The 18641-nt window shown below is 64.5% G+C and carries 17 protein-coding genes and 1 pseudogene; 3 read left to right on the forward strand and 15 right to left on the reverse strand.

Annotated features, from left to right (window positions below):
- Positions 1–12 precede the first annotated feature (12 nt).
- Positions 13–633 carry an MBL fold metallo-hydrolase gene (locus tag ACWA13_RS00555; protein WP_463936025.1) on the reverse strand — a complete coding sequence of 207 codons (621 nt, stop codon included), beginning with the start codon at positions 631–633 and terminating at the stop codon, positions 13–15.
- Entirely contained in the window at positions 633–1736 is a 1104-nt protein-coding gene (locus ACWA13_RS00560) for an S-(hydroxymethyl)mycothiol dehydrogenase (protein WP_463936027.1), read from the reverse strand. Before ACWA13_RS00560 ends, ACWA13_RS00555 begins: the two co-directional genes overlap by 1 nt.
- Before the next feature lie 223 nt (positions 1737–1959).
- Here ACWA13_RS00560 and ACWA13_RS00565 point away from each other — a divergent pair, with 223 nt between their 5' ends.
- Entirely contained in the window at positions 1960–2901 is a 942-nt protein-coding gene (locus ACWA13_RS00565; RefSeq protein ID WP_463936028.1) for a carbohydrate kinase family protein, read from the forward strand.
- 24 nt (positions 2902–2925) lie between these two features.
- Here ACWA13_RS00565 and ACWA13_RS00570 read toward each other — a convergent pair whose 3' ends face one another.
- Together ACWA13_RS00570 and ACWA13_RS00575 are read right to left on the reverse strand one after the other, a co-directional pair.
- On the reverse strand, positions 2926–3465 hold the full coding sequence (locus ACWA13_RS00570) for an N-acetyltransferase family protein (protein WP_463936029.1): 540 nt from the start codon (positions 3463–3465) through the stop codon (positions 2926–2928).
- 105 nt (positions 3466–3570) lie between these two features.
- Positions 3571–4146 (reverse strand): hypothetical protein, encoded by a 576-nt coding sequence (locus ACWA13_RS00575; protein WP_463936031.1) that lies wholly within the window; start codon positions 4144–4146, stop codon positions 3571–3573.
- A gap of 169 nt (positions 4147–4315) precedes the next feature.
- On the opposite strand from ACWA13_RS00575, the gene ACWA13_RS00580 reads away from it, so the two are divergent.
- Positions 4316–5077, forward strand: coding sequence for a GAP family protein (locus ACWA13_RS00580; RefSeq protein ID WP_463936032.1), 762 nt, complete (start codon positions 4316–4318; stop codon positions 5075–5077).
- Between the two features lie 28 nt (positions 5078–5105).
- Here the strand turns inward: ACWA13_RS00580 and ACWA13_RS00585 are convergent, their stop codons facing one another.
- The 3 genes from ACWA13_RS00585 to ACWA13_RS00595 are packed head-to-tail and all read right to left on the reverse strand — an operon-like array spanning position 5106 to position 8565.
- Positions 5106–7325, reverse strand: coding sequence for an FtsX-like permease family protein (locus ACWA13_RS00585; protein WP_463936033.1), 2220 nt, complete (start codon positions 7323–7325; stop codon positions 5106–5108).
- The gene (locus ACWA13_RS00590) at positions 7322–8041 is read right to left on the reverse strand and encodes an ABC transporter ATP-binding protein (protein WP_463936034.1); all 720 of its coding nucleotides are present in this window, start codon (positions 8039–8041) and stop codon (positions 7322–7324) included. The genes ACWA13_RS00585 and ACWA13_RS00590 overlap by 4 nt, the downstream gene beginning before the upstream one ends.
- Positions 8038–8565, reverse strand: coding sequence for a PadR family transcriptional regulator (locus tag ACWA13_RS00595; RefSeq protein WP_463936035.1), 528 nt, complete (start codon positions 8563–8565; stop codon positions 8038–8040). The genes ACWA13_RS00590 and ACWA13_RS00595 overlap by 4 nt, the downstream gene beginning before the upstream one ends.
- Before the next feature lie 113 nt (positions 8566–8678).
- Here ACWA13_RS00595 and ACWA13_RS00600 point away from each other — a divergent pair, with 113 nt between their 5' ends.
- The gene (locus tag ACWA13_RS00600; RefSeq protein WP_463936036.1) at positions 8679–9374 is read left to right on the forward strand and encodes an SGNH/GDSL hydrolase family protein; all 696 of its coding nucleotides are present in this window, start codon (positions 8679–8681) and stop codon (positions 9372–9374) included.
- A 27-nt stretch (positions 9375–9401) separates the two neighbouring features.
- Here ACWA13_RS00600 and nhaA read toward each other — a convergent pair whose 3' ends face one another.
- The 8 genes and pseudogenes from nhaA to ACWA13_RS00640 form a co-directional block, all read right to left on the reverse strand.
- Positions 9402–10745 carry a Na+/H+ antiporter NhaA gene (gene nhaA, locus ACWA13_RS00605; protein WP_463936037.1) on the reverse strand — a complete coding sequence of 448 codons (1344 nt, stop codon included), beginning with the start codon at positions 10743–10745 and terminating at the stop codon, positions 9402–9404.
- A gap of 197 nt (positions 10746–10942) precedes the next feature.
- Entirely contained in the window at positions 10943–11449 is a 507-nt protein-coding gene (bcp, locus tag ACWA13_RS00610; RefSeq protein WP_463936038.1) for a thioredoxin-dependent thiol peroxidase, read from the reverse strand.
- 66 nt (positions 11450–11515) lie between these two features.
- A pseudogene (locus ACWA13_RS00615) lies at positions 11516–11836 on the reverse strand (winged helix-turn-helix domain-containing protein); the annotation flags it as partial.
- A gap of 129 nt (positions 11837–11965) precedes the next feature.
- The gene (allB, locus tag ACWA13_RS00620; RefSeq protein WP_463936040.1) at positions 11966–13309 is read right to left on the reverse strand and encodes an allantoinase AllB; all 1344 of its coding nucleotides are present in this window, start codon (positions 13307–13309) and stop codon (positions 11966–11968) included.
- Positions 13302–14498 carry a glycerate kinase gene (locus ACWA13_RS00625; protein ID WP_463936041.1) on the reverse strand — a complete coding sequence of 399 codons (1197 nt, stop codon included), beginning with the start codon at positions 14496–14498 and terminating at the stop codon, positions 13302–13304. The genes allB and ACWA13_RS00625 overlap by 8 nt, the downstream gene beginning before the upstream one ends.
- A 27-nt stretch (positions 14499–14525) precedes the next feature.
- Entirely contained in the window at positions 14526–16310 is a 1785-nt protein-coding gene (gene gcl, locus ACWA13_RS00630) for a glyoxylate carboligase (protein WP_463936043.1), read from the reverse strand.
- Between the two features lie 103 nt (positions 16311–16413).
- Positions 16414–17508 (reverse strand): 2-hydroxy-3-oxopropionate reductase, encoded by a 1095-nt coding sequence (locus ACWA13_RS00635; protein ID WP_463936045.1) that lies wholly within the window; start codon positions 17506–17508, stop codon positions 16414–16416.
- Positions 17397–18197 (reverse strand): hydroxypyruvate isomerase family protein, encoded by an 801-nt coding sequence (locus ACWA13_RS00640; protein ID WP_463936047.1) that lies wholly within the window; start codon positions 18195–18197, stop codon positions 17397–17399. The genes ACWA13_RS00635 and ACWA13_RS00640 overlap by 112 nt, the downstream gene beginning before the upstream one ends.
- Positions 18198–18641: the final 444 nt, after the last annotated feature.

Here is an 18641-nt window from a genome sequence, read left to right on the forward strand (position 1 = left end):
GTAAATCCGTTGCTACTGCGAAACCTTTGCCAGTGTTTCCTGTTCGGCCCCAATAGTGGTGTTGTCGCCATGCCCGGTGCGGACCACTGTCTCGGCCGGAAGGGGAAGGAGCCGTTCCCGGATGGAGGCCAAGATGGTGGGGTAGTCGCTGTAGGACCGGCCGGTGGCACCGGGGCCGCCGTTGAAGAGGGTGTCCCCGGTGAAGACCGTTCCTTCGCTCTCAAGGTAGAAGCAGGTGGAGCCGGGGGAGTGCCCCGGGGTGTGGATGGCCTTCAGGGACGCCCCGCCTACCTGGAACTCGTCGCCGTCGCGGTGGTACCGGTCCGGGCGGGTGTCCGGGTAGACCTGCTCCCAGAGGATCAGGTCCTCTTCATTGAGGCAAATGGGCGCGTCAACCGCTGCGGCCACCTCGCGGGCCGCCCCGATGTGGTCGTTGTGGGCGTGGGTGAGCAGGATCGCCAGGACTTTCCGGCCGCGGACCTGGTTGATGATCGCTGCGGCGTCGTGCGGGGAGTCGATGATGACGCATTCTTCATCGTTGCCGACGATCCAGACGTTGTTGTCCACATCCCAGGTGCCGCCGTCGAGCGAGAACGTGCCCGAGGTGACCAGGTTCTCGATAGTGACGCCCATCAGGAAGCCACCGCCACGGGAAGTTCCACGACCGAGCGCAGGACCTTGCCTTCGTGCATGCGGTCAAAGGCCTCTTCAACCTGGTCGATGGTGATCCGTTCGGTCACGAAGGCGTCCAGGTCCAGGCTGCCCTGTTTGTACAGCTGTACCAGCATGGGGAAGTCGCGGGAGGGCAGGCAGTCCCCGTACCAGGAGGACTTGAGCGATCCGCCGCGGCCAAAGACGTCCAGGAGCGGCAGTTCAATTTTCATTTCCGGGTTGGGAACGCCCACCAGCACCACGCGGCCGGCAAGATCGCGGGCGTAGAAGGCCTGCTTGTACGTTTCGGGGCGGCCGACGGCGTCGATCACCACGTCGGCGCCGTTGCCGGCGGTGAAGCCGCAGATAGCCTCGATGGGGTCTTCCTTGCTGGAGTTCACCCCGTGCGTGGCACCCAGGGACTGGGCCATCTGGATCTTGTTCTCATCAATGTCCACCGCGATGATTGTGGTGGCGCCGGCCAGTTTGGCACCGGCGATCGCGGCAATACCCACGCCGCCGCAACCGATCACGGCCACGGACTCACCGCGCTTGACCTCGCCGGTGTTGATGGCCGCGCCAAGGCCGGCCATCACGCCACAACCCAGCAGGCCCACGGCAGCCGGATCAACATCCTCGTCCACCTTGGTGCACTGCCCTGCAGCCACCAGGGTCTTCTCGGCAAACGCGCCGATGCCCAGCGCGGCGGTGAGCTCCGTGCCGTCCTCAAGCGTCATCTTTTGCGTGGCGTTGTGGGTGTTGAAGCAGTACTGCGGCTGGCCCTTGGCGCACGCCCGGCACTGGCCGCAGACGGCACGCCAGTTCAGGATGACCCGGTCACCCGGAGCAACCTCCGTCACGCCCTCACCCACCGCGCTGACCACACCCGTAGCCTCATGGCCCAAAAGAATTGGGAAGTCATCCGTGATCCCGCCCTGCTTGTAATGCAGGTCAGTGTGGCAGACCCCGCAGGTGAGGATGTCCACCAGCGCCTCGCCCGGGCCCGGATCCGGAACCAGGATGGTTTCCACCGTCACCGGAGCGTTCTTCTCCTTGACGACGACTGCTTTGACTTTATGGACCATTTGGGTGAAGTTCCTTTCCTGGGCCCGCGGGCAGCGGACAGCGGCGCGGGTAGAGACGTGCGTCCAACTGACAATACGCAATCTTGTCCAATTGCGTATTACACAACAAGACGCACATAGCGCGTACTCGCAATATGACAGCGATCACTCCCTGAAGTCAATAGAGCGCCATAGTTCGGTTGGTGACGAACTGCCTGGCCCCGCTTTCTGGCAGAGTATTGCCATGCTGACTGTTATTGGCGAAGGCCTGGTGGACGTGGTCCGGAGTGCCTCCGGAACGGAAGCGCATGTCGGGGGAAGTCCCCTTAACGTGGCCGTCGGGCTGGCCCGGCTGGACCACCCGGTGCAGTTCCTGGGCCGCTACGGACGGGACGCATACGGCGACGCCGTAGTGGCACACCTGCGCAGCAGTTCTGTGATGGTTCCGTTGGCACCGGATGAACTGCCTACCAGCGCGGCCACCGCCGTATTGGACGACGACGGCGCCGCCACCTACACGTTCGACCTCGCCTGGGAACTGCCCGGACTCGTGCAGCGGCTGCCGGTCCTGCTGCAGGGCACCACCCTGCTGCACACCGGATCGATCGCCACGATGCTGGCGCCGGGAGCCGCAAACGTGCTTGCCGCCGTCGAATATGCCCATCCTTCTGCCACGATCGGTTTCGACCCCAACTGCCGCCCCAGCATCATCACCGATGTGGCTTATGCGCGGGAACAGGCGGAAAAGTTTGTAGCGCTGTCCGACGTCGTGAAGGCCTCCGATGAGGATCTTGAGTGGCTCTATCCCGGCGTTGACCCGCTGGATTCGGCTCGGCGCTGGCTGGCATTGGGTGGGTCTGCCGGCCCTGCGATGGTGGTGGTGACCCGTGGCGCCTCCGGCCCGTGGGGGATCTGTGCTGCCGGGGAGGCTCAGGTGCCGGCTCCGTCCGTGCAGGTCGCGGACACTGTTGGCGCCGGAGACTCCTTCATGGCCGCTCTGTTGTCCGGCGTGGTGGACCGCGAACTGGACGGTGCGCAGAATCGCGAGGAGTTGCGTGCCGTGCCGGCGGAGGTTCTGGCCGCACTGCTGGGCCATGCCGCCAGAGCCGCAGCCGTCACCGTCTCGCGGCCCGGGGCTAACCCGCCGAGCCGCGCGGAACTGAACGCCGTCGCCCCGCCCAGCTAGGCAAGTTACTTGGCTTGGCGGCGCTTAAACGACCTTCGAGCGGCGCTCGACCAGGAGCGTGTCCTGCCATTTGCCGGCGCTCGGGCCGTGGCTCATCCGTGCGATGCGTTCACGCCGGCCTACCACTACAAATCCGTGTGCCTCGTGGAGTCGCAGGCTTCCCACGTTCTCCGGAAAAATGCTGGATTGAATGGTCCAGATACCCGCTTTCTCCGTGGATTGGGTGAGTGCCGCCAGGAGGCGCCCGCCGATGCCCTGGCCGCGGGATTCACCGGCCACGTAAATCGAGTGCTCCACCACCCCGGCGTACACGGGACGCGAAGACACGGGAGTAACTGCGGCCCAGCCCATAATCCGGCCTGACACTTCCGCAACCAGTCGGTGCTCCGGCAGGCGGGTGGCGTCGAAGCGCTCCCAGTCCGGGGCAGCGGTCTCGAACGTTGCCTGGCCGGTTTCGATCCCTTCAGTGAAGATCTCCCGAACCCGTTCCCAGTCCTCCGGAACCATCATGCGGACACTGACGACGGCGGTGGGCGGGAATTCAGGGACGCTAGTGGATGGCATGGGGCAATTATGGCCCCTATCAGGCATGTACTTGCCTGATAGGGGTCCCCGCAGTACGCGTACGCGAATGCCGCGCCAGCTACCTTGCCTGGTTGGACATGCGGGTCAGCCGGAAAAGACGGACCTTCCCCTGAACTGTCCCAGATGGCCATTCGGGCATTTATATCGGACCTCTCCCGCCACGTTCCTGTCGTAACTGAAGAGCCGGGCATAGACGTCGGGCCTGTTGTCTGCCCGGCATTCCGGACACTCCGCATAGACCTTCGTGCGGCTGAACGTTCCGGGTTTCGAACGGGAAGGGATCAATGCGCGCCGGGGAGAAAATCTGCCCGGGTAGCTGGGCCAGTTGCGTTTCCTGGCCCGGTAGTTCTGCCACGCCAGGATTGTTATGGCCAGGCTTGCTAATACTGCGAGGAAGAACGGCAATCCGGCAGACGCGGTGGCCGAGATTGCATTAAGGAACCCGGAAACGTTCGAAATTTCCCGCCACAATCCCCAGTTGATACTGGAGCCAAAGACAGTCCACAGCGTGGTGACAAAGCTAAGAACCGTGGAGGCAAAGGCGATTATCTGGGCTTTGGTCGAAGTCACCCAGCTGCGCTTCTCCTCCCGCAATTCCACCGGTACACGCTGACCGTCGCCGGTCTGGGCGTAGGTAATGTTTACGTCCCGGCCGGCCATTGGACTGTTATCACCAAGAGTTTGCCACCCTGGCTGGTTGAAATTGTGCTGGTCCCTCAAGTTTCCCCCATGCATCGATGCCTTATGTACCTACTCATCCTGCCTGAAGCGGCCCGAAATACGCCTAAAGAACGAGGCCGGCGCTGTGGTGGTGTGACAGGGTGGGTTCGTGAATTTGGATTTGATGGGAACGGAACCGCTGGCCGGTTTTGTGTTGCTGGGAGTACTGGCTGTGCTGGCGCTCATCGACTCGACGAGCTTTGGTACCTTGCTCATCCCGGTCTGGCTCATGCTGGTGCCGGGCAGGCTGAGGTACAGCCGGGTCCTTATCTACCTGCTGACCGTGGCGGTTTTCTACCTGCTGCTGGGAGCTGCCCTGCTCACCGTAGCCACCGCCTGGCTGCCGGAAATCGCGGCTTTTGCTTCCACCACGCCGTTCCTCTGGGCACAGCTCATCGTTGGGGCAGGGCTGTTGATCGGTTCATTCTTTATTGGCGGAAAACGTGCACGGGGACGCGGACCGGGCCGCCTTGCCCGGTGGCGGCAACGCGCAGTCAGCGACGCCGAATCCGCAGACGGACAGGGTGGCCTCGGGTCCCTGATGGCCCTGGGAGTCACCGCGGCCGGCGTGGAGGCCGCCTCCATGCTGCCGTACCTGGTGGCGATCGGGTTGCTGTCCACGTCGGAATTCACGGGCGGACCCGGACTTCTGGTGCTGGTGGGCTACTGCGTTGTGATGGTTCTGCCGGCGCTGGTACTGCTCCTTGCCCGGTCCCTGATGAGGAGCTGGATTGAGCGGGGTTTGGCCAGGATCAGCGGCTGGATGGAACGCAATGCCGCGGAAACCAGCGCCTGGATCGTCGGTATCCTGGGCTTCCTGCTGGCCCGGTCGGCCGCCGTGGAGCTCCAGCTCTTCGACTGGCTGCTGTAGTCCGGAAGCCGCTGCTGCCCGGTTTGGGCTACTCGAAACGGGTGACGGCCATTCCGGTACTGGTCCTCAACAGCCCAAAGGTGCTTACCAGCGCAGTGAACCCGATACCCAGGCTTAGCCCCAGGGCAATGAAGTACTCCGCTCCCGGCCAGTCCATCTTGTAGGCAGGCCCCAGCGAGGACACCATGATCCAGGCCACCAGGAAACCAAGCCCGACGGCAAGGAGCAGCACGGTCAGCAGCGGGACCGCTGCCTCGCGGGTAACGATCCGGCGGAGGCTCGAAGCGGGCATGCCCATCAGGCGCATCAGGCCGAGAATCCGTTTGCGGTCCAGCATGGCCGATGCCGTTGCCACAGCCAGCGAGATCGCGGAAATCGAAACGGCCACGAACATTCCCAGATAGGCCAGGGCTGACAGGCCCGCCACCAGGCGGGTACTGCCGGTCGCCGAATCGTCCAGGGGAGACATGGCCGGCGAGGCCGTCACTCCGGAAATCGCGAGCAGGGTCCTTGCCCGGTCCACGGAGTCCGGGGCGCCGTCGGTATGCACAATGACCGCGAACGGCGTCTTCCCCGCCAACACAACCGGCGAGGCGGAGGCAACCACGGGCTCCCGGTTCCAGTCGTTCAGGAAACGGCCATCAAGAACGGCAGTTCCGCCGTCGGGCACTTCCCCAACTCCCAGCCACGTTGCCTCGGCGGCGTCAACATAGATCTGTTCCCCGCTTTCACCGGTGCCGTAACCGCCGCTCGCGTAGGCAAGGGTGGCATGGAGTCCCGGCGTGGCGTCCACCTTTGCGGTGAAGGCATTCACGGCCACGGAATCGGCAGAAGGATCAACGAAGGCGCGCACGCTGGCGGGCTGAAGCACCCCAGGTGCGGCGGCGGGGGCTCCTGCAGTACGGATTGCGCTGGAACCACCGGCGAAAATGGACACCAGAAAAACAGCAATCACCAGCCCGGCTACGGACCGGAATGTTGCCGTCGGAGTGGCCATGATGCGGCTGGCGGCGATGACTGCGGAGGCGCCCCGGGCGAACCGCAGGCCTACCCGGCTGACCAGCAGCGTGAGCCAGGGACCAATGACCACCAGCCCGGCCATGATCAACACAAAACCGCCGAACATTATGGGGATCTCCCACCACGGCGACCGCAGTTCCGGGACCCCGGCGGCAGCCGCCAGGGTGCCCAGGCACAGGAATCCCGCCAGCAGCGGAAGCGCGCGCCGCGCCGTCGGCACCTGCTCGGGCATGGTTCTTGTGACCCCAAGCGGTCCCGTTCCAGAGGTCAGCGTCCGGTGCCCGGCCGCCAGCATAGAACCGAGTACGACGCCGGCAGCCACCACGGCAGCGGCTGTCCAGCCGGTGGCCAGATCATCCACAAAAACGCGGGTGCCGTTGACCGGGATCTGCGCCGCCAGTGGCCGCACCAGAACTGACAGGGCAATGCCGAGCAGTGCGCCGGCCAGGCTGGGGACGGCCGCTTCCGCGGCCGAAATGCGGGCCACAGTTCCCGGTGTCGCGCCTATCAGCCGCAGGGTGGCAAAGCGCTCCCGACGCTGCGCCGCGCCTAAGTTGCTGACGATGCTGATCAGCAGCAGGATCGGAAAGAGAACAGCCAGTCCGCCGAGGAGGAACGCGGTGCGGTAGGCGAGGGCATTGTCGCCGTAGGGGTTGGTGGTGAATTCGGAGACCAGGCTTACACCGCTGGAACTGTTTCTGACGGCCGACTCAGTGGCCCCCGTGACAACGATCAAGGAGTCCGGCCCGGGCAATGCCTCGTTGCCGATGGTCCCGGCAAAGGAACCGAAGCGGTCCGCCAACTGGTCGGCCGGCGACTGTTCAATGAGCTCCCACAGGGCAGGGGACGCGTAATATTCACCCGGCTTCGGCGCAGTCGGAACCCCTGGGATTCGCACAGAGGTGTCCGGGAGGGACGCCACATCCAGCCGGTTAACGACATTGTCCCGGAAGTGCTCGCTTGGCTTCGCGACCAGGATGGTGTCCGGGCCCAGCGGGATGGGTGCGACGACACTGTGCGGGTCTCCGTGTGCGGGAGGCTGGTAGGCGGAGCCGCCAGTTTCGCGAAGCCAGGCACCGCGGGCGTCGCGCTGGGCGAGGCCGTCGGCGGCTCCCCACAGCAGGAGGAGAAGGCAGACTCCGACGGCGACTCCGGCCATGATCCCCGCCAGCCGGCCCACTGCCGAGCGGGTTCCGGCCAGTGCCAGCCTGAGGACCGCGATGTTCATGGGGCCACCTGGTAGCCGGCGGCCACTGCGCCGTCGCGCACTAAAATTTCGCGGTCCGCGTACGCCGCGGTGCGGGGATCGTGGGTGATCATCACCAAAGTGGTCCCAGCCTCGCGCACCAGCGCCAGCATCTGGGTCAGCACATTCTCCGCGGCCAGCGAATCGAGGGACCCGGTGGGTTCGTCGGCGAACAGCACCTTAGGGGCAGCAACCAGGGCGCGGGCCACGGCCACCCGCTGCGCCTGTCCGCCGGAGAGCTCGGCCGGATGCTTGGATCCGTTGTCCTGCAGGCCCAGCCGCGCCAGGACTTCTGCTGAACGGTTCAGCGCCTCCCGCCGCCTGATTCCATTCAGCAGCAGCGGGATGCTGACGTTATCCAGGGCGGTGAGTTCGGGGAGCAGCTGCCCGAACTGGAAGACAAAACCGAAATCGGTGAGGCGGAGGCGGGCGCGTGCGGCCTCGTTCAGCGCGCTGATGGTGACGGCCTGCCCGACGGCGGGATCCGGTTGGTAGGTGACGGTGCCGCCGTCGGGGGTTATGACGCCCGCGAGGCAGTGCAGCAAGGTGGACTTTCCGGAACCTGACGGGCCCATCACTGCCAGGACCTCGCCCCGGCGCACATCGATGTCGATGCCCCGCAGGGCCTCTGTGGCGCCGAAGCTGTGCTGCAGTCCGCGGGCCGTGAGGATGGGTGCGGTTTCCGGGTGTGCGCTCATGCGTCGTGCAGCTCCTTCTTGAGTTGGGCCAGCCTTGCGCCGGTGAGATCGATCCAGCGGAGGTCCGCTTCGATGTGGAACAGCCCGTGGTCGCAGATGAGGACCTGCAGAAGGTCCGCGCCCTGCTTGAGTTTGGTCAGGGCGCGCATTCGGGACATGTGTTCGGCCCGCTGGACGTCCAGAAGCCTGGCGGCGTCGTCATCGATCAGGAGGGCAATGACTGTCTTGGCGAAAAGGTTGCTCTGCAGGGTCTCGGAGGGAACGTCAGGGGTAAACAGCCAGTTCCGGACCCGTTCCTGCCCCGTGGGGGTGATCTGGTACTTCTTCCGGTCCGGTCCGCCGCCCGTTTCATCGCCCAGGGCCAGGATGAACTCATCCCTAGCCATCCGCGCGAGTGTGGCGTAGACCTGCCCGAACGCCAGCGCCTTTTCTGTGCCGAAGTATCGGTCATAAGAGTGCTTAAGGTCGTAGCCGTAACTGGGTTGCCGCTGAAGGAGGCCCAAGAGGGCGAGTGAATTGTTCACAACTGGGACTATACACTGAGTGTATAGTTGCGGGTGTTGTTCAGCCATGAGGAAGTCGGGAGGCGTAACCGTCCCCGGTAGCGTGACCGACCCCAAGGGTGCACCATGTCCTCATGAAAGTTCCACCACAGAAGCGCCAGGAACCGGGCCACGTGGTCCTGCTGGGCGATTCGATCTTCGACAACGGCGCCTACGTTGACGGCGGCCCGGACGTTATCCAACAGCTGCGGCAGGCGCTGCCAGGCTGGAAATGCTCGCTTTTGGCTGTGGACGGCGACGTTATCGCCGGCGTTGCCGGCCAGCTCAAAAGCCTCCCCGTTGACGCGACCCATCTGGTGGTGAGCGCGGGCGGAAACGACGCCCTCGGCTATGCGCCCTTACTGCAGGAGCACTCGGGAGCCGTAGCCGAGGCCCTGCTTTTGCTGGGCAAGGCGAGGGACAGGTTCGACCCCGACTACCGGAGCATGCTGGCCGGCGTACTGGCACGGAACCTGCCGACGGCCGTGTGCACCATCTACGACACCCCGCCCTCAGAACCAGGCCAGAAGGTCATCAAGGCTGCGCTGTCCCTTTTCAACGATTCCATTACCCGGGCAGCGTTCTCGCGTGGAACATCGCTGATCGACCTTCGGCTGATCTGTAATGAAGACGCGGACTACGCGAACCCGATTGAGCCCTCATCCCATGGCGGGCAGAAGATCGCCCAAGCCATCGCAGCCTACGTCCTGATGGAACGTTCTGGCCCTTACTCAGTAGTGATAGGCGGGGCGCTGGATGTGTCACTTGTTCCGCAAAATCCCGCCGGCTGAACTGCGCGTTGCCGGCGGGAAGACGGATCAGTGGTTGTGCGAATCTCTCTGGTACACGTCCGGGATACCGTCCTGGTCAGCGTCCACCCGCTCTTCGGCCTCGGCCAACCGGTAGATCCGGTTCCTGGCCGAGAGCACCACGGCGGCCAGCAGCGCGGCAATCAGCGACGCCCCCAGGATGCCCACCTTGGCGTGGTCGTCCTGGATGGTGCCATGTCCGAAACTGAGTTCGGCCACCAGCAGGGAGACAGTGAATCCGATGCCGGCCAGCAGCGCCACGCCGAAGATGTCGATCCATCGCAACGATGAGTCCAGTTGCGCGCGGGTGATCTTGGTCAGCAGCCAGGTGGTTCCCAGGATTCCGATCGGCTTACCGGCCACCAAAGCAATAATGATGCCCAGTGCCACGGGGTCGGTCAATGCTTCGAGCAGCCCGGCTCCTCCACCGACGGCTACGCCTGCGGAGAAGAAGGCGAACAGCGGTACTGCAACGCCGGCGGAGATGGGGCGGAAACGGTGCTCGAAGATTTCGGCCAGGCCCGGACCGGCGGCCGGTCCGCCGCCGGCCTGGGACCGTAGGACCGGGATGGCGAAGCCCAGCAGGACACCGGCAACGGTGGCGTGGATGCCGGAAGCGTGGACAAGGGCCCATGTGACCATACCGAGGGGGAGCAGGATCAACCAGGCGGCAGCCGCCTTGGTGCCGAAGAAGTGGCGGTGCTTCTGGGCCAGCAACGCGTAGATACCGAGCGGAATGAGGGCCAGCAGCAAAGGGACGGGCTCGATGTGGTCCGTGTAGAAGATGGCGATAATGAGGATGGCGATCAGATCGTCCACTACGGCCAGGGTCAGCAGGAAGATCCGCAACGCGCTGGGCAGGTGCGAACCGATGATGGCCAGTACCGCCACCGCGAAGGCGATGTCCGTGGCGGTGGGAATGGCCCAGCCACGAATGGCCTCCGGGTGTGACAGATTGATAACCGTGTAAATCAGCGCCGGAATAATCACACCGCCCACCGCAGCCGTAATGGGCACCACAGACTTGCTGAACTGCCGCAGGTCGCCGGCCACAAACTCGCGCTTGAGCTCCAGTCCCACCAGGAAGAAGAAGATGGCCAGCAGGCCATCAGCCGCCCAGGTTCCCAGGCTCAGGTTCAAATGCCACGGTTCGTAGCCGATTTTGAAGTCGCGGAGGGCGAAGTAGTTCTCTGCCCACGGCGAGTTGGCCCAGATGATGGCGACGACGGCGGCAACAACCAGCAGGGCTCCGCCCACAGTTTCCTTGCGGAGGATGGCGCTGATGCGCAGTGCTTCTGAGTAGCTGCCGCGGCCTAGAACGGTGGAGCGGCCGGGGGTAGGGGTCTTGGTCATCAAGGAATCCTGACTCTTTGGGTCGACAAGGACTGTGCCGACCAGACTTCCCGGCTCACCAATTTCCACTGACCAGTCTACGGGAGACCGACGCCGGGCCTCACCTTGTGACCTTCCGCGCCGTCAAACGAAAGCAGGTAGCACTTGTTGCCCTTATGAACCGCTATAAGGGCAACAAGTGCTACCTACTTGGGAAACTAGAGGCCCAGTTCCTGCCGGAGCGCAGCCACGTGGCCCTCGGCGCTCACCTGGTACTGGGCGAGCTTGACCGTGCCGTCGCCGTCGAGCACCACGGTGGAACGGATAACTCCCTCGCGGATCTCGCCCTTGACCAGCTTTTCGCCCCACGCGCCATATGCCAGAGCGACGGCGTGGTCCTGGTCCGAGAGCAACGGGAAATTCAGCGCGTTGTCCCCAGTAAACCCGGCAAGGGCCTCAGGAGCGTCGGGGGAGATGCCCAGCACCTCGTAGCCCTTGCCCTGCAGCGAGGCCAGATTGTCGCGGAAATCGCAGGCCTCGGTGGTGCAGCCAGGTGTGGCGGCCTTCGGGTAGAAGTACACAATCACGTTCCTGCCCCGGTAGGAGGACAGCGAGACGGGCTTGCCGGAGGCATCCGGCAGAGTGAAATCCGGTGCGGTAGCGCCGGTCTGAAGCCGTGAGTTCAGGGCCGAACCGGTAAGTCCGGCGTTTGAAGACGGGGTCATGATTGCTCCTTGGGGGTCTAAGCAGGTAGTACCGGCGTGGGCCAGCCACTAGGCACAAGCATCGGTTCAGATGGAGTATTCCGCAGGTCCGCGGACGGTGGCCCGGGGCCCGGGGACAAACTGGTAGCCGACCCCTCGAACAGTGGCGATTGCGTGCCGGGCATTGCCGATCTTCCGGCGGATCCGGCCCACGTACACGTCGATGGACCGGACGGTGGTGCCAGGGAAGTGCAGCGACTCCAAGTGTGCGCGCAACTCCTCCCTTTCCACCATACGCGAACAATTCTGCACCAGGTAGCGCACAATGACGGTTTCAACGTCCGTCAGCGGCACCCGCTTGCCGTCCAGCAAAACCTCATCCCGGGACAGGTCGACGGCCACCGTGCTGGCGTGCTCCAGGCGTTCGGTTTCAAGCCGTGGCGCCGCTGGTTCCGGTGTGGGAACAGCTGCCAGGACGGGCGGCGCAGGCCGTGCTGCCTGCTCACGATACGAGAACGCGTGTTGCATGATTCGTCCCTACACTCCGCCGCGCCGAAGGAGCTTGCCGGTGGCGGTTTGTCCGTCCACCACGGCTCCGCGCAGGTAGGTGCGGCGAACGACGCCGGAGAGCGCCTTGCCGTCATAGGGCGTGATGGGGTTCTTGTGCTTGAGCTTGGAAACATCCACCACAAAGGCGTCGTCCGCAGCGAACACTGCGAAGTCGGCGTCGTAGCCCAGGGCCAGCTGGCCCTTGTTGGTGAGACGGGCCAAGGCTGCAGGCTTCGCGGACATCCAGGCAACCACCTGTTCCAGGGAAATCTCGCGGTGCCTGGCTTCAGTCCAGATCAGCGACAGGCCCAGCTGCAGCGAGGAAACCCCGCCCCACGCCACGGCGAAGTCGCCGTTCTCCAGGTCCTTGAGGTCAAGCGTGGAGGGGGAGTGGTCCGAGACGATGCAGTCGATGGTGCCGTCTTCGAGGCCCTTCCACAGCAGTTCCCGGTTTGATGCTTCGCGGATGGGCGGGCAGCACTTGTAGGCCGTTGCACCGTCCGGAATCTCCTCGGCCATCAGGGTGAGGTAGTGCGGGCACGTCTCCACGGTGAGGTTCACGCCGTCGTTCTTGGCCGTGGCAATCATGGGCAGAGCGTCCGAGGACGACAGGTGCAGGATGTGCGCGCGGGCACCGGTCCAGCGGGCCCGTTCAATGACCTCGGCGATTGCCTTGTTCTCCGCACCGCGGGGCCGGGAGGCAAGGAAGGTGGCGTACTGGTCACCGCCCGGGTGCGGGGCGCGGTCAATCGCGTGGGAGTCTTCAGCGTGGACGATCATGAGGGAGTCGAAGGACTTCAGCTCACGCATGTCCTCTTCCATCTCGTCCGCGTCCAGGTGCGGGAACTCGTCCACGCCGGAGTGCAGCAGGAAGCACTTGAAGCCGAAAACGCCTTCGTCATGCAGGGGGCGCAGGTCCGCCTTGTTGCCGGGGACGGCACCACCCCAGAATCCGACGTCCACGAACGCCTGATCCTCCGCCACTTCGCGCTTGAGCTTGAGCCCGTCCACGGTGGTGGTGGGCGGAATGGAGTTCAGCGGCATGTCGATGATGGTGGTCACGCCGCCGGCGGCCGCGGCCCGGGTGGCCGAAGCGAAGCCTTCCCATTCAGTACGGCCGGGCTCGTTGACGTGGACGTGGGTATCCACCAGGCCGGGGATCAGGGTTTCGTCGTCCGCGAGCTCAACGATTTCGGTGCCGGCCAGGCCATTGCCCAGAGGCTCCAGGGCCACGATCCGTCCGTTGCGGACGCCCACTTCGCGCGGGGCGATGCCGGCGGTGGTGAGGATGCGCTGGCCACGGATGACAAGATCGAATACTTCGTTAGACATTAAGGGACTCCTTCGGATCAGCCGCAACCAGGTTCACGCCGATGTGTTGACCTAATTCTTCAAGCAACCTGCCTGCTTCAGCTATGCATATCTCTATATTGCTTTCCCGGTCCGTGAGCGCATGGACGCTTTGGAAACCGGAAACTTCGAGCTGTTCGCGGCTGAGCGTGGTCCGCCCGCACACCGCGATGACGGGAACACCCGCCGCCCGTGCGGCGCGGGCCACACCCATGGGGGTCTTACCCAGCAGGCTCTGTTCGTCCAGGCTGCCTTCGCCGGTAATCACCAGGTCCGCTCCCGCCAGCCGATCTGCCAGCTTCGTGAACTGGAGCACGACGTCGATCCCGGGTTTGCGGGCCGCAGCCAGCATGGCGATGGCGGCAAAGCCCACACCACCCGCTGCCCCGGCTCCCGGGGCGTTGGCGGCGCGAAAGGCGCGGTTTTCCGGGCCTGCCGCGCCGAACTCGGCGGCGAGGACTTCCACAAAGCGGGCCAGTGCGGCGTCGAGGACAGCGACGTCCTCAGGGTTGGCACCCTTCTGGGGGCCAAACACCGCAGCGGCGCCTTCTGCCCCCAGAAGGGAATTATCTACGTCCGAAGCCAGCACAAAGCGGGCCTCGTCCAGGCGGACGTCCAGTCCGCTGAAATCTATGCTGTCCAGGCGGGCCAGGGCCGCGCCGCCCAGCGGAAGCTCGCTCCCGTCGGCGTCAAGGAACCTGGCGCCAAGCCCCTGCAGGAGTCCGGCACCACCGTCGGTGCTGGCACTGCCGCCGACGCCCAGGATGATGTGCCGGCGGCCGGCGTCCAGGGCTGAACGGATCAGCTGCCCGGTGCCCAGGCTCGTGGAAGTCAGTGCCGCCGTCGAACCTGGTTTTCCGTTGACCAGAACGTCAGGGGAGAGGCGGTCCAGTCCGGAAGCGGCCGCCATTTCGATGACGGCCTCGTGACCGCGGACCGCGTACTCGGCCCGGACAGGGCTGCCGTCCGGGCCGGCCGCCATGGTGCTGCGGCGGGTGAATCCTGAGCCGACGGCGGCATCGATGGTGCCCTCGCCGCCGTCGGCCACTGGTATCACTGTTATTTCCAGGGAACCGCCGCAGGCGGCCTGCAGCCCGTCTTCGAGGTGCCGGGCCACGTCCGGGGCGGAGAGCGAGCCCTTGAACTTGTCCGGAGCTATGACTATCCGCATTCGACGTACCTCCTTGGTTTTCCTGTACTAGTCCAGCAGGGCGATGAGCGCCGTGGGGGCGTCCTCGCCGTTGGCGGCCAGGTCTTCGAACTCGTTCACGGCGCTGATTTCAAGGCCCATGGAGATGTTGGTGACCTTTTCCAGGATCACTTCGACCACCACGGGAACCTTGAACTCGGCCATGAGCGCCTTGGCCTTGTCGAAGGCGGCCGGCAGGTCCGCCGGGTTCTCGACGCGCAGGGCCTTGCAGCCCAGGCCTTCGGTTACCTTGACGTGGTCCACGCCGTAGCCAGCCGCGGTTGCAGAGAGATCGGTGCTGTTGATGTTCTCGAACGCCAGGGATACGTTCTGTTCCATCTCGAAGCCGCGCTGGGACTGGCGGATCAGGCCCAGGTAGGAGTTGTTCACCACCACGTGGATGTAGGGCAGGTTGAACTGTGCGCCCACGGCCAGTTCCTCAATCATGAACTGGAAGTCGTAATCACCGGACAGGGCAACAACGGTCTCGTCCGGCTTGCCGCGAACTACGCCCAGGGCGGCCGGAGCGGTCCAGCCCAAGGGACCGGCCTGGCCGGCGTTGATCCACTTGCGGGGACCGAAAACGTGCAGCAGCTGCGCGCCGGCGATCTGGGACAGGCCGATCGTGGAAACGTAGGTGGTCTCCGGCCCGAACGCCTTGTTCATCTCTTCGTACACGCGCTGCGGCTTGATCGGCACGTTGTCGAAGTGGGTCTTGCGCTGCAGTGAGCCCTTGCGGTTGCTGCACTCGGCAACCCACCCCGAGTAGTCCGGCAGACTCTCTTTGCGCTCGCGGGCCAGTTCGATCAGGCCGTCCAGGGCTGCACCGGCGTCGGAGGTGATGCCCAGGTCCGGCGAGAACACGCGGCCGATCTGGGTGGGCTCAATGTCGACGTGCACGAACTTGCGACCGGCCGTGTAGGTGTCCAGGCCGCCGGTGTGGCGGTTTGCCCAGCGGTTGCCGATGCCGATCACAAAATCACTCTGCAGGAGCGTCTCGTTGCCGTAGCGGTGGCTGGTCTGCAAGCCAACCATGCCGGCCATCAGCTGGTGGTCGTCCGGGATGGCGCCCCAGCCCATCAGGGTGGGGATGACCGGGACGTTGAGCAGTTCGGCCAGTTCAACCAGCTGCGCGGAGGCGCCGGCGTTGATGATGCCGCCGCCTGCCACGATCAGCGGCTTGCTGGCGGCAGTCAGCATGTCCAGTGCCTTCTCCAGCTGCTTGCGGCTGGCCTTGGGCTTTTCCACAACCAGCGGCTCGTAGGCGTCGATGTCGAATTCGATTTCCGCCATCTGCACGTCAAACGGCAGGTCCAGCAGCACCGGGCCTGGACGGCCGGAGCGCATCAGCGCGAAGGCCTTCTGGAAGGCGCCCGGCATCTGGCCGGGTTCGCGGATGGTCATGGCCATCTTGGTGACCGGCTTGGCGATGGATTCGATGTCCACTGCCTGAAAATCTTCCTTGTGCAGCTTGGCAACCGGAGCCTGGCCGGTGATGCAGAGCATCGGGATGGAATCTGCCCAGGCTGCGTACAGACCGGTGATCATGTCGGTTCCGGCGGGGCCGGACGTGCCGATGCAGATGCCGATGTTGCCGTCCTTGGCGCGGCTGTAGCCGTCAGCCATGTGGCTGGCGCCTTCAACGTGGCGGGCCAGCGTGTGGCGGATGCCGCCGTGCTTGCGCATGGCGGAGTAGAAGGGGTTGATGGCGGCGCCGGGCAGGCCGAACGCCTCGGTGGCGCCTTCCTTTTCCAGGATGGCAACTGCCGCGTCAACGGTGCGCATCTTACTCATGGTGTACTCCTAAAAAGTTTTGGTGGTCGAGCCTGTCGAGACCTGGTGGTGGCCTGGCGGTTGAGCTTGTCGAAACCGGGATTTCGACAAGCTCAATCACCGGTTACTCGCGGCCGCTGAGCTGGAGGATCTGCTTGAAGAGTCCTGAGTGGTCCAGTGCGCCGTCGCCCTGGTTGACGGTGGCGGCGACGAGCTGTGCGACGACGGCGCCGAGGGGGACGGCGACGTTGGCTTCGCGGGCTGCGGAGGTGACGATGCCAAGGTCCTTGTGGTGCAGGGCCAGGCGGAAGCCGGGGTCGAAGTTGCGGTCCAGCATTTTCTGGCCCTTCTGCTCCAGGACCTTGGAGCCGGCGAGCCCGCCGCCAAGGACCTTGAGGGCGGCGTCGGTGTCTACGCCGTAGGCCTCGAGGAAGGCGATGGCCTCGCCGAGGACCTGAATGTTGACGGCGACGATCAGCTGGTTGGCAGCCTTGACGGTCTGGCCGGAGCCGGAGGGGCCGACGTGGACGATGGTCTTGCCCACTGCGTTCAGGACGTCCTGTGCGGCGTCGAAGTCAGCCGTCTCGCCGCCGACCATGATGGAAAGGGCGGCGTCGATGGCACCCGTCTCGCCACCGGAAACCGGGGCGTCCAAGGGGCGGATGCCAGCCTGCACTGCGTCCTCCGAAAGCCGCTTGGCGACGTCGGGGCGGATGCTGGATGCATCAATCCACAAGGTGCCCTTCTTTGCGTTGGCGAAGACGCCGTCTTCGCCGCTGACGACGCCCTCAACGTCGGGGGAGTCCGGCACCATGGTGATGACGACGTCGGCGTCTTTGACGGCGTCGGCGATGCTGGTGGCACCCTTGCCGCCTTCGCTGACGAGCTTGTCGATCTTGTCCTGGCTGCGGTTGAAGCCGGTGACGGTGTGGCCGGCCTTGACCAGGTTGACGGCCATGGGCAGGCCCATGATTCCGAGTCCGATCACTGCGACGTTGCTCATGGTGGTTCTCGTTTCTCTAAAGTCTGTGGTGGCGGAAGTTTGTGATGGGCCCACGCCCGCCGGGGTCCCCGGCCGAGCTTGCGAGGTTGGGGCGCGGGTGGGGACTACTGGGAAACGGGCTGGCGGATGGCCCAGCTGAAGGCTGTTTCCTGAGGTTCCTTGTATTCGAGGCCGATGTAGCCGTCGTAGCCGAGCTCGCGGCTGCGGGCGATCCATTCGCCGAGGGGGAGGGTGCCGGTGCCGGGGGCGCCGCGGCCGGGGTTGTCGGCGATCTGGATGTGGCCGAAGTCCTTGGCGTGGTTCTGGATGACGGATTCGACGTCGTCGCCGTTGACTGCCAGGTGATAGAAGTCCGCGAGTAATTTGACGTTGGTGGCGCCGGATTCAGCTTTGACGCGGGCGATGACCTTGAGTGCGTCTTCAGCGGTGAGCAGCGGGTACTTGGGTGCGCCACTGACCGGTTCGAGGAGGACGGTGCCGCCGATGCGGGCTACTCCTGCCGCGGCTGCGGCGAGGTTCCGGGCACCGATCTCGTCCTGCTTTTCGGCGGACTCGCCTTCGATGCGGTTGCCGTAGAGGGCGTTGAAGGCCTTGCACCCCAGGCGTTCGCCGATGCCTGTGACGACGTCGATGTTGTCCTTGAATTCGCTGGAGCGTTCCGGCCAGGAAACCAGGCCGCGGTCGCCGCCGGGCATGTTGCCGGCGTTGAAGTTCAGGCCGGTGAGCTGAACGCCGGCGTCCTTGATGGCGGTTTCAAATTCGTCTACCTGGGTGTCGGTGGGGACGGAGGTGTCGAAGGGCCACCAGAACTCGACGGCGTCAAACCCGGCGGCCTTTGCGGCTGCGGGCCGCTCGAGCAGGGGCAACTCCGTCAAGAGGATGGAGCAGTTCACTGTGTACGTCATCGTAGGTCCTTCCGGGGAGGGGCTTTGATCTAGATTCCTAGCTTCCTGGCCTCTTCGCCATTTCCGCTGTGTGGAATTTAGATTCTGCTTTATGAAAAGTTTAGGGAACGCGGGGATGCGAGTCAAGGGGGTGGCTGTCGTACGTTTATCCGTGCCCACGCAGCTGGGAGCAGCTGGACGAATCCGGGGAAAGAGTAAGAGTCAGCTAGCGGTTCTATACGTGCCGGCCCTTTGTGCGTCCTCATCACCACCCTCGAAAGGCTTTGCCGGCGCTGATCTTCTCAACGACCAAATGAACCGGCGATGAATGTTTTGATGCTCCCCCACGGTTTGAAGTACACCCATGCCATGGCAATGAAGGGCACGAGAAACAACCCAAGCGCAAGACATGCGCCCTCCGCATACGAATCTTCCGCGCTTTCTGCGGCTGGGTTCTCAGCGATC

This window comes from Pseudarthrobacter sp. TRD_SC_9 (assembly GCF_055361265.1).

Coding starts and splice junctions, on each gene's coding strand:
- ACWA13_RS00635 (WP_463936045.1), bottom strand. CDS start 17,508: ATGGATCGCCCGCAGCCGCGAGCTCGGCTACGACGGCTACATCGGCCT.
- ACWA13_RS00555 (WP_463936025.1), bottom strand. CDS start 633: ATGGGCGTCACTATCGAGAACCTGGTCACCTCGGGCACGTTCTCGCTC.
- ACWA13_RS00640 (WP_463936047.1), bottom strand. CDS start 18,197: ATGACGTACACAGTGAACTGCTCCATCCTCTTGACGGAGTTGCCCCTG.
- ACWA13_RS00565 (WP_463936028.1), top strand. CDS start 1,960: ATGCTGACTGTTATTGGCGAAGGCCTGGTGGACGTGGTCCGGAGTGCC.
- ACWA13_RS00590 (WP_463936034.1), bottom strand. CDS start 8,041: ATGAGCGCACACCCGGAAACCGCACCCATCCTCACGGCCCGCGGACTG.
- ACWA13_RS00560 (WP_463936027.1), bottom strand. CDS start 1,736: ATGGTCCATAAAGTCAAAGCAGTCGTCGTCAAGGAGAAGAACGCTCCG.
- ACWA13_RS00600 (WP_463936036.1), top strand. CDS start 8,679: ATGAAAGTTCCACCACAGAAGCGCCAGGAACCGGGCCACGTGGTCCTG.
- gcl (WP_463936043.1), bottom strand. CDS start 16,310: ATGAGTAAGATGCGCACCGTTGACGCGGCAGTTGCCATCCTGGAAAAG.
- ACWA13_RS00575 (WP_463936031.1), bottom strand. CDS start 4,146: ATGGCCGGCCGGGACGTAAACATTACCTACGCCCAGACCGGCGACGGT.
- bcp (WP_463936038.1), bottom strand. CDS start 11,449: ATGACCCCGTCTTCAAACGCCGGACTTACCGGTTCGGCCCTGAACTCA.
- ACWA13_RS00570 (WP_463936029.1), bottom strand. CDS start 3,465: ATGCCATCCACTAGCGTCCCTGAATTCCCGCCCACCGCCGTCGTCAGT.
- ACWA13_RS00585 (WP_463936033.1), bottom strand. CDS start 7,325: ATGAACATCGCGGTCCTCAGGCTGGCACTGGCCGGAACCCGCTCGGCA.
- ACWA13_RS00625 (WP_463936041.1), bottom strand. CDS start 14,498: ATGCGGATAGTCATAGCTCCGGACAAGTTCAAGGGCTCGCTCTCCGCC.
- allB (WP_463936040.1), bottom strand. CDS start 13,309: ATGTCTAACGAAGTATTCGATCTTGTCATCCGTGGCCAGCGCATCCTC.
- nhaA (WP_463936037.1), bottom strand. CDS start 10,745: ATGACCAAGACCCCTACCCCCGGCCGCTCCACCGTTCTAGGCCGCGGC.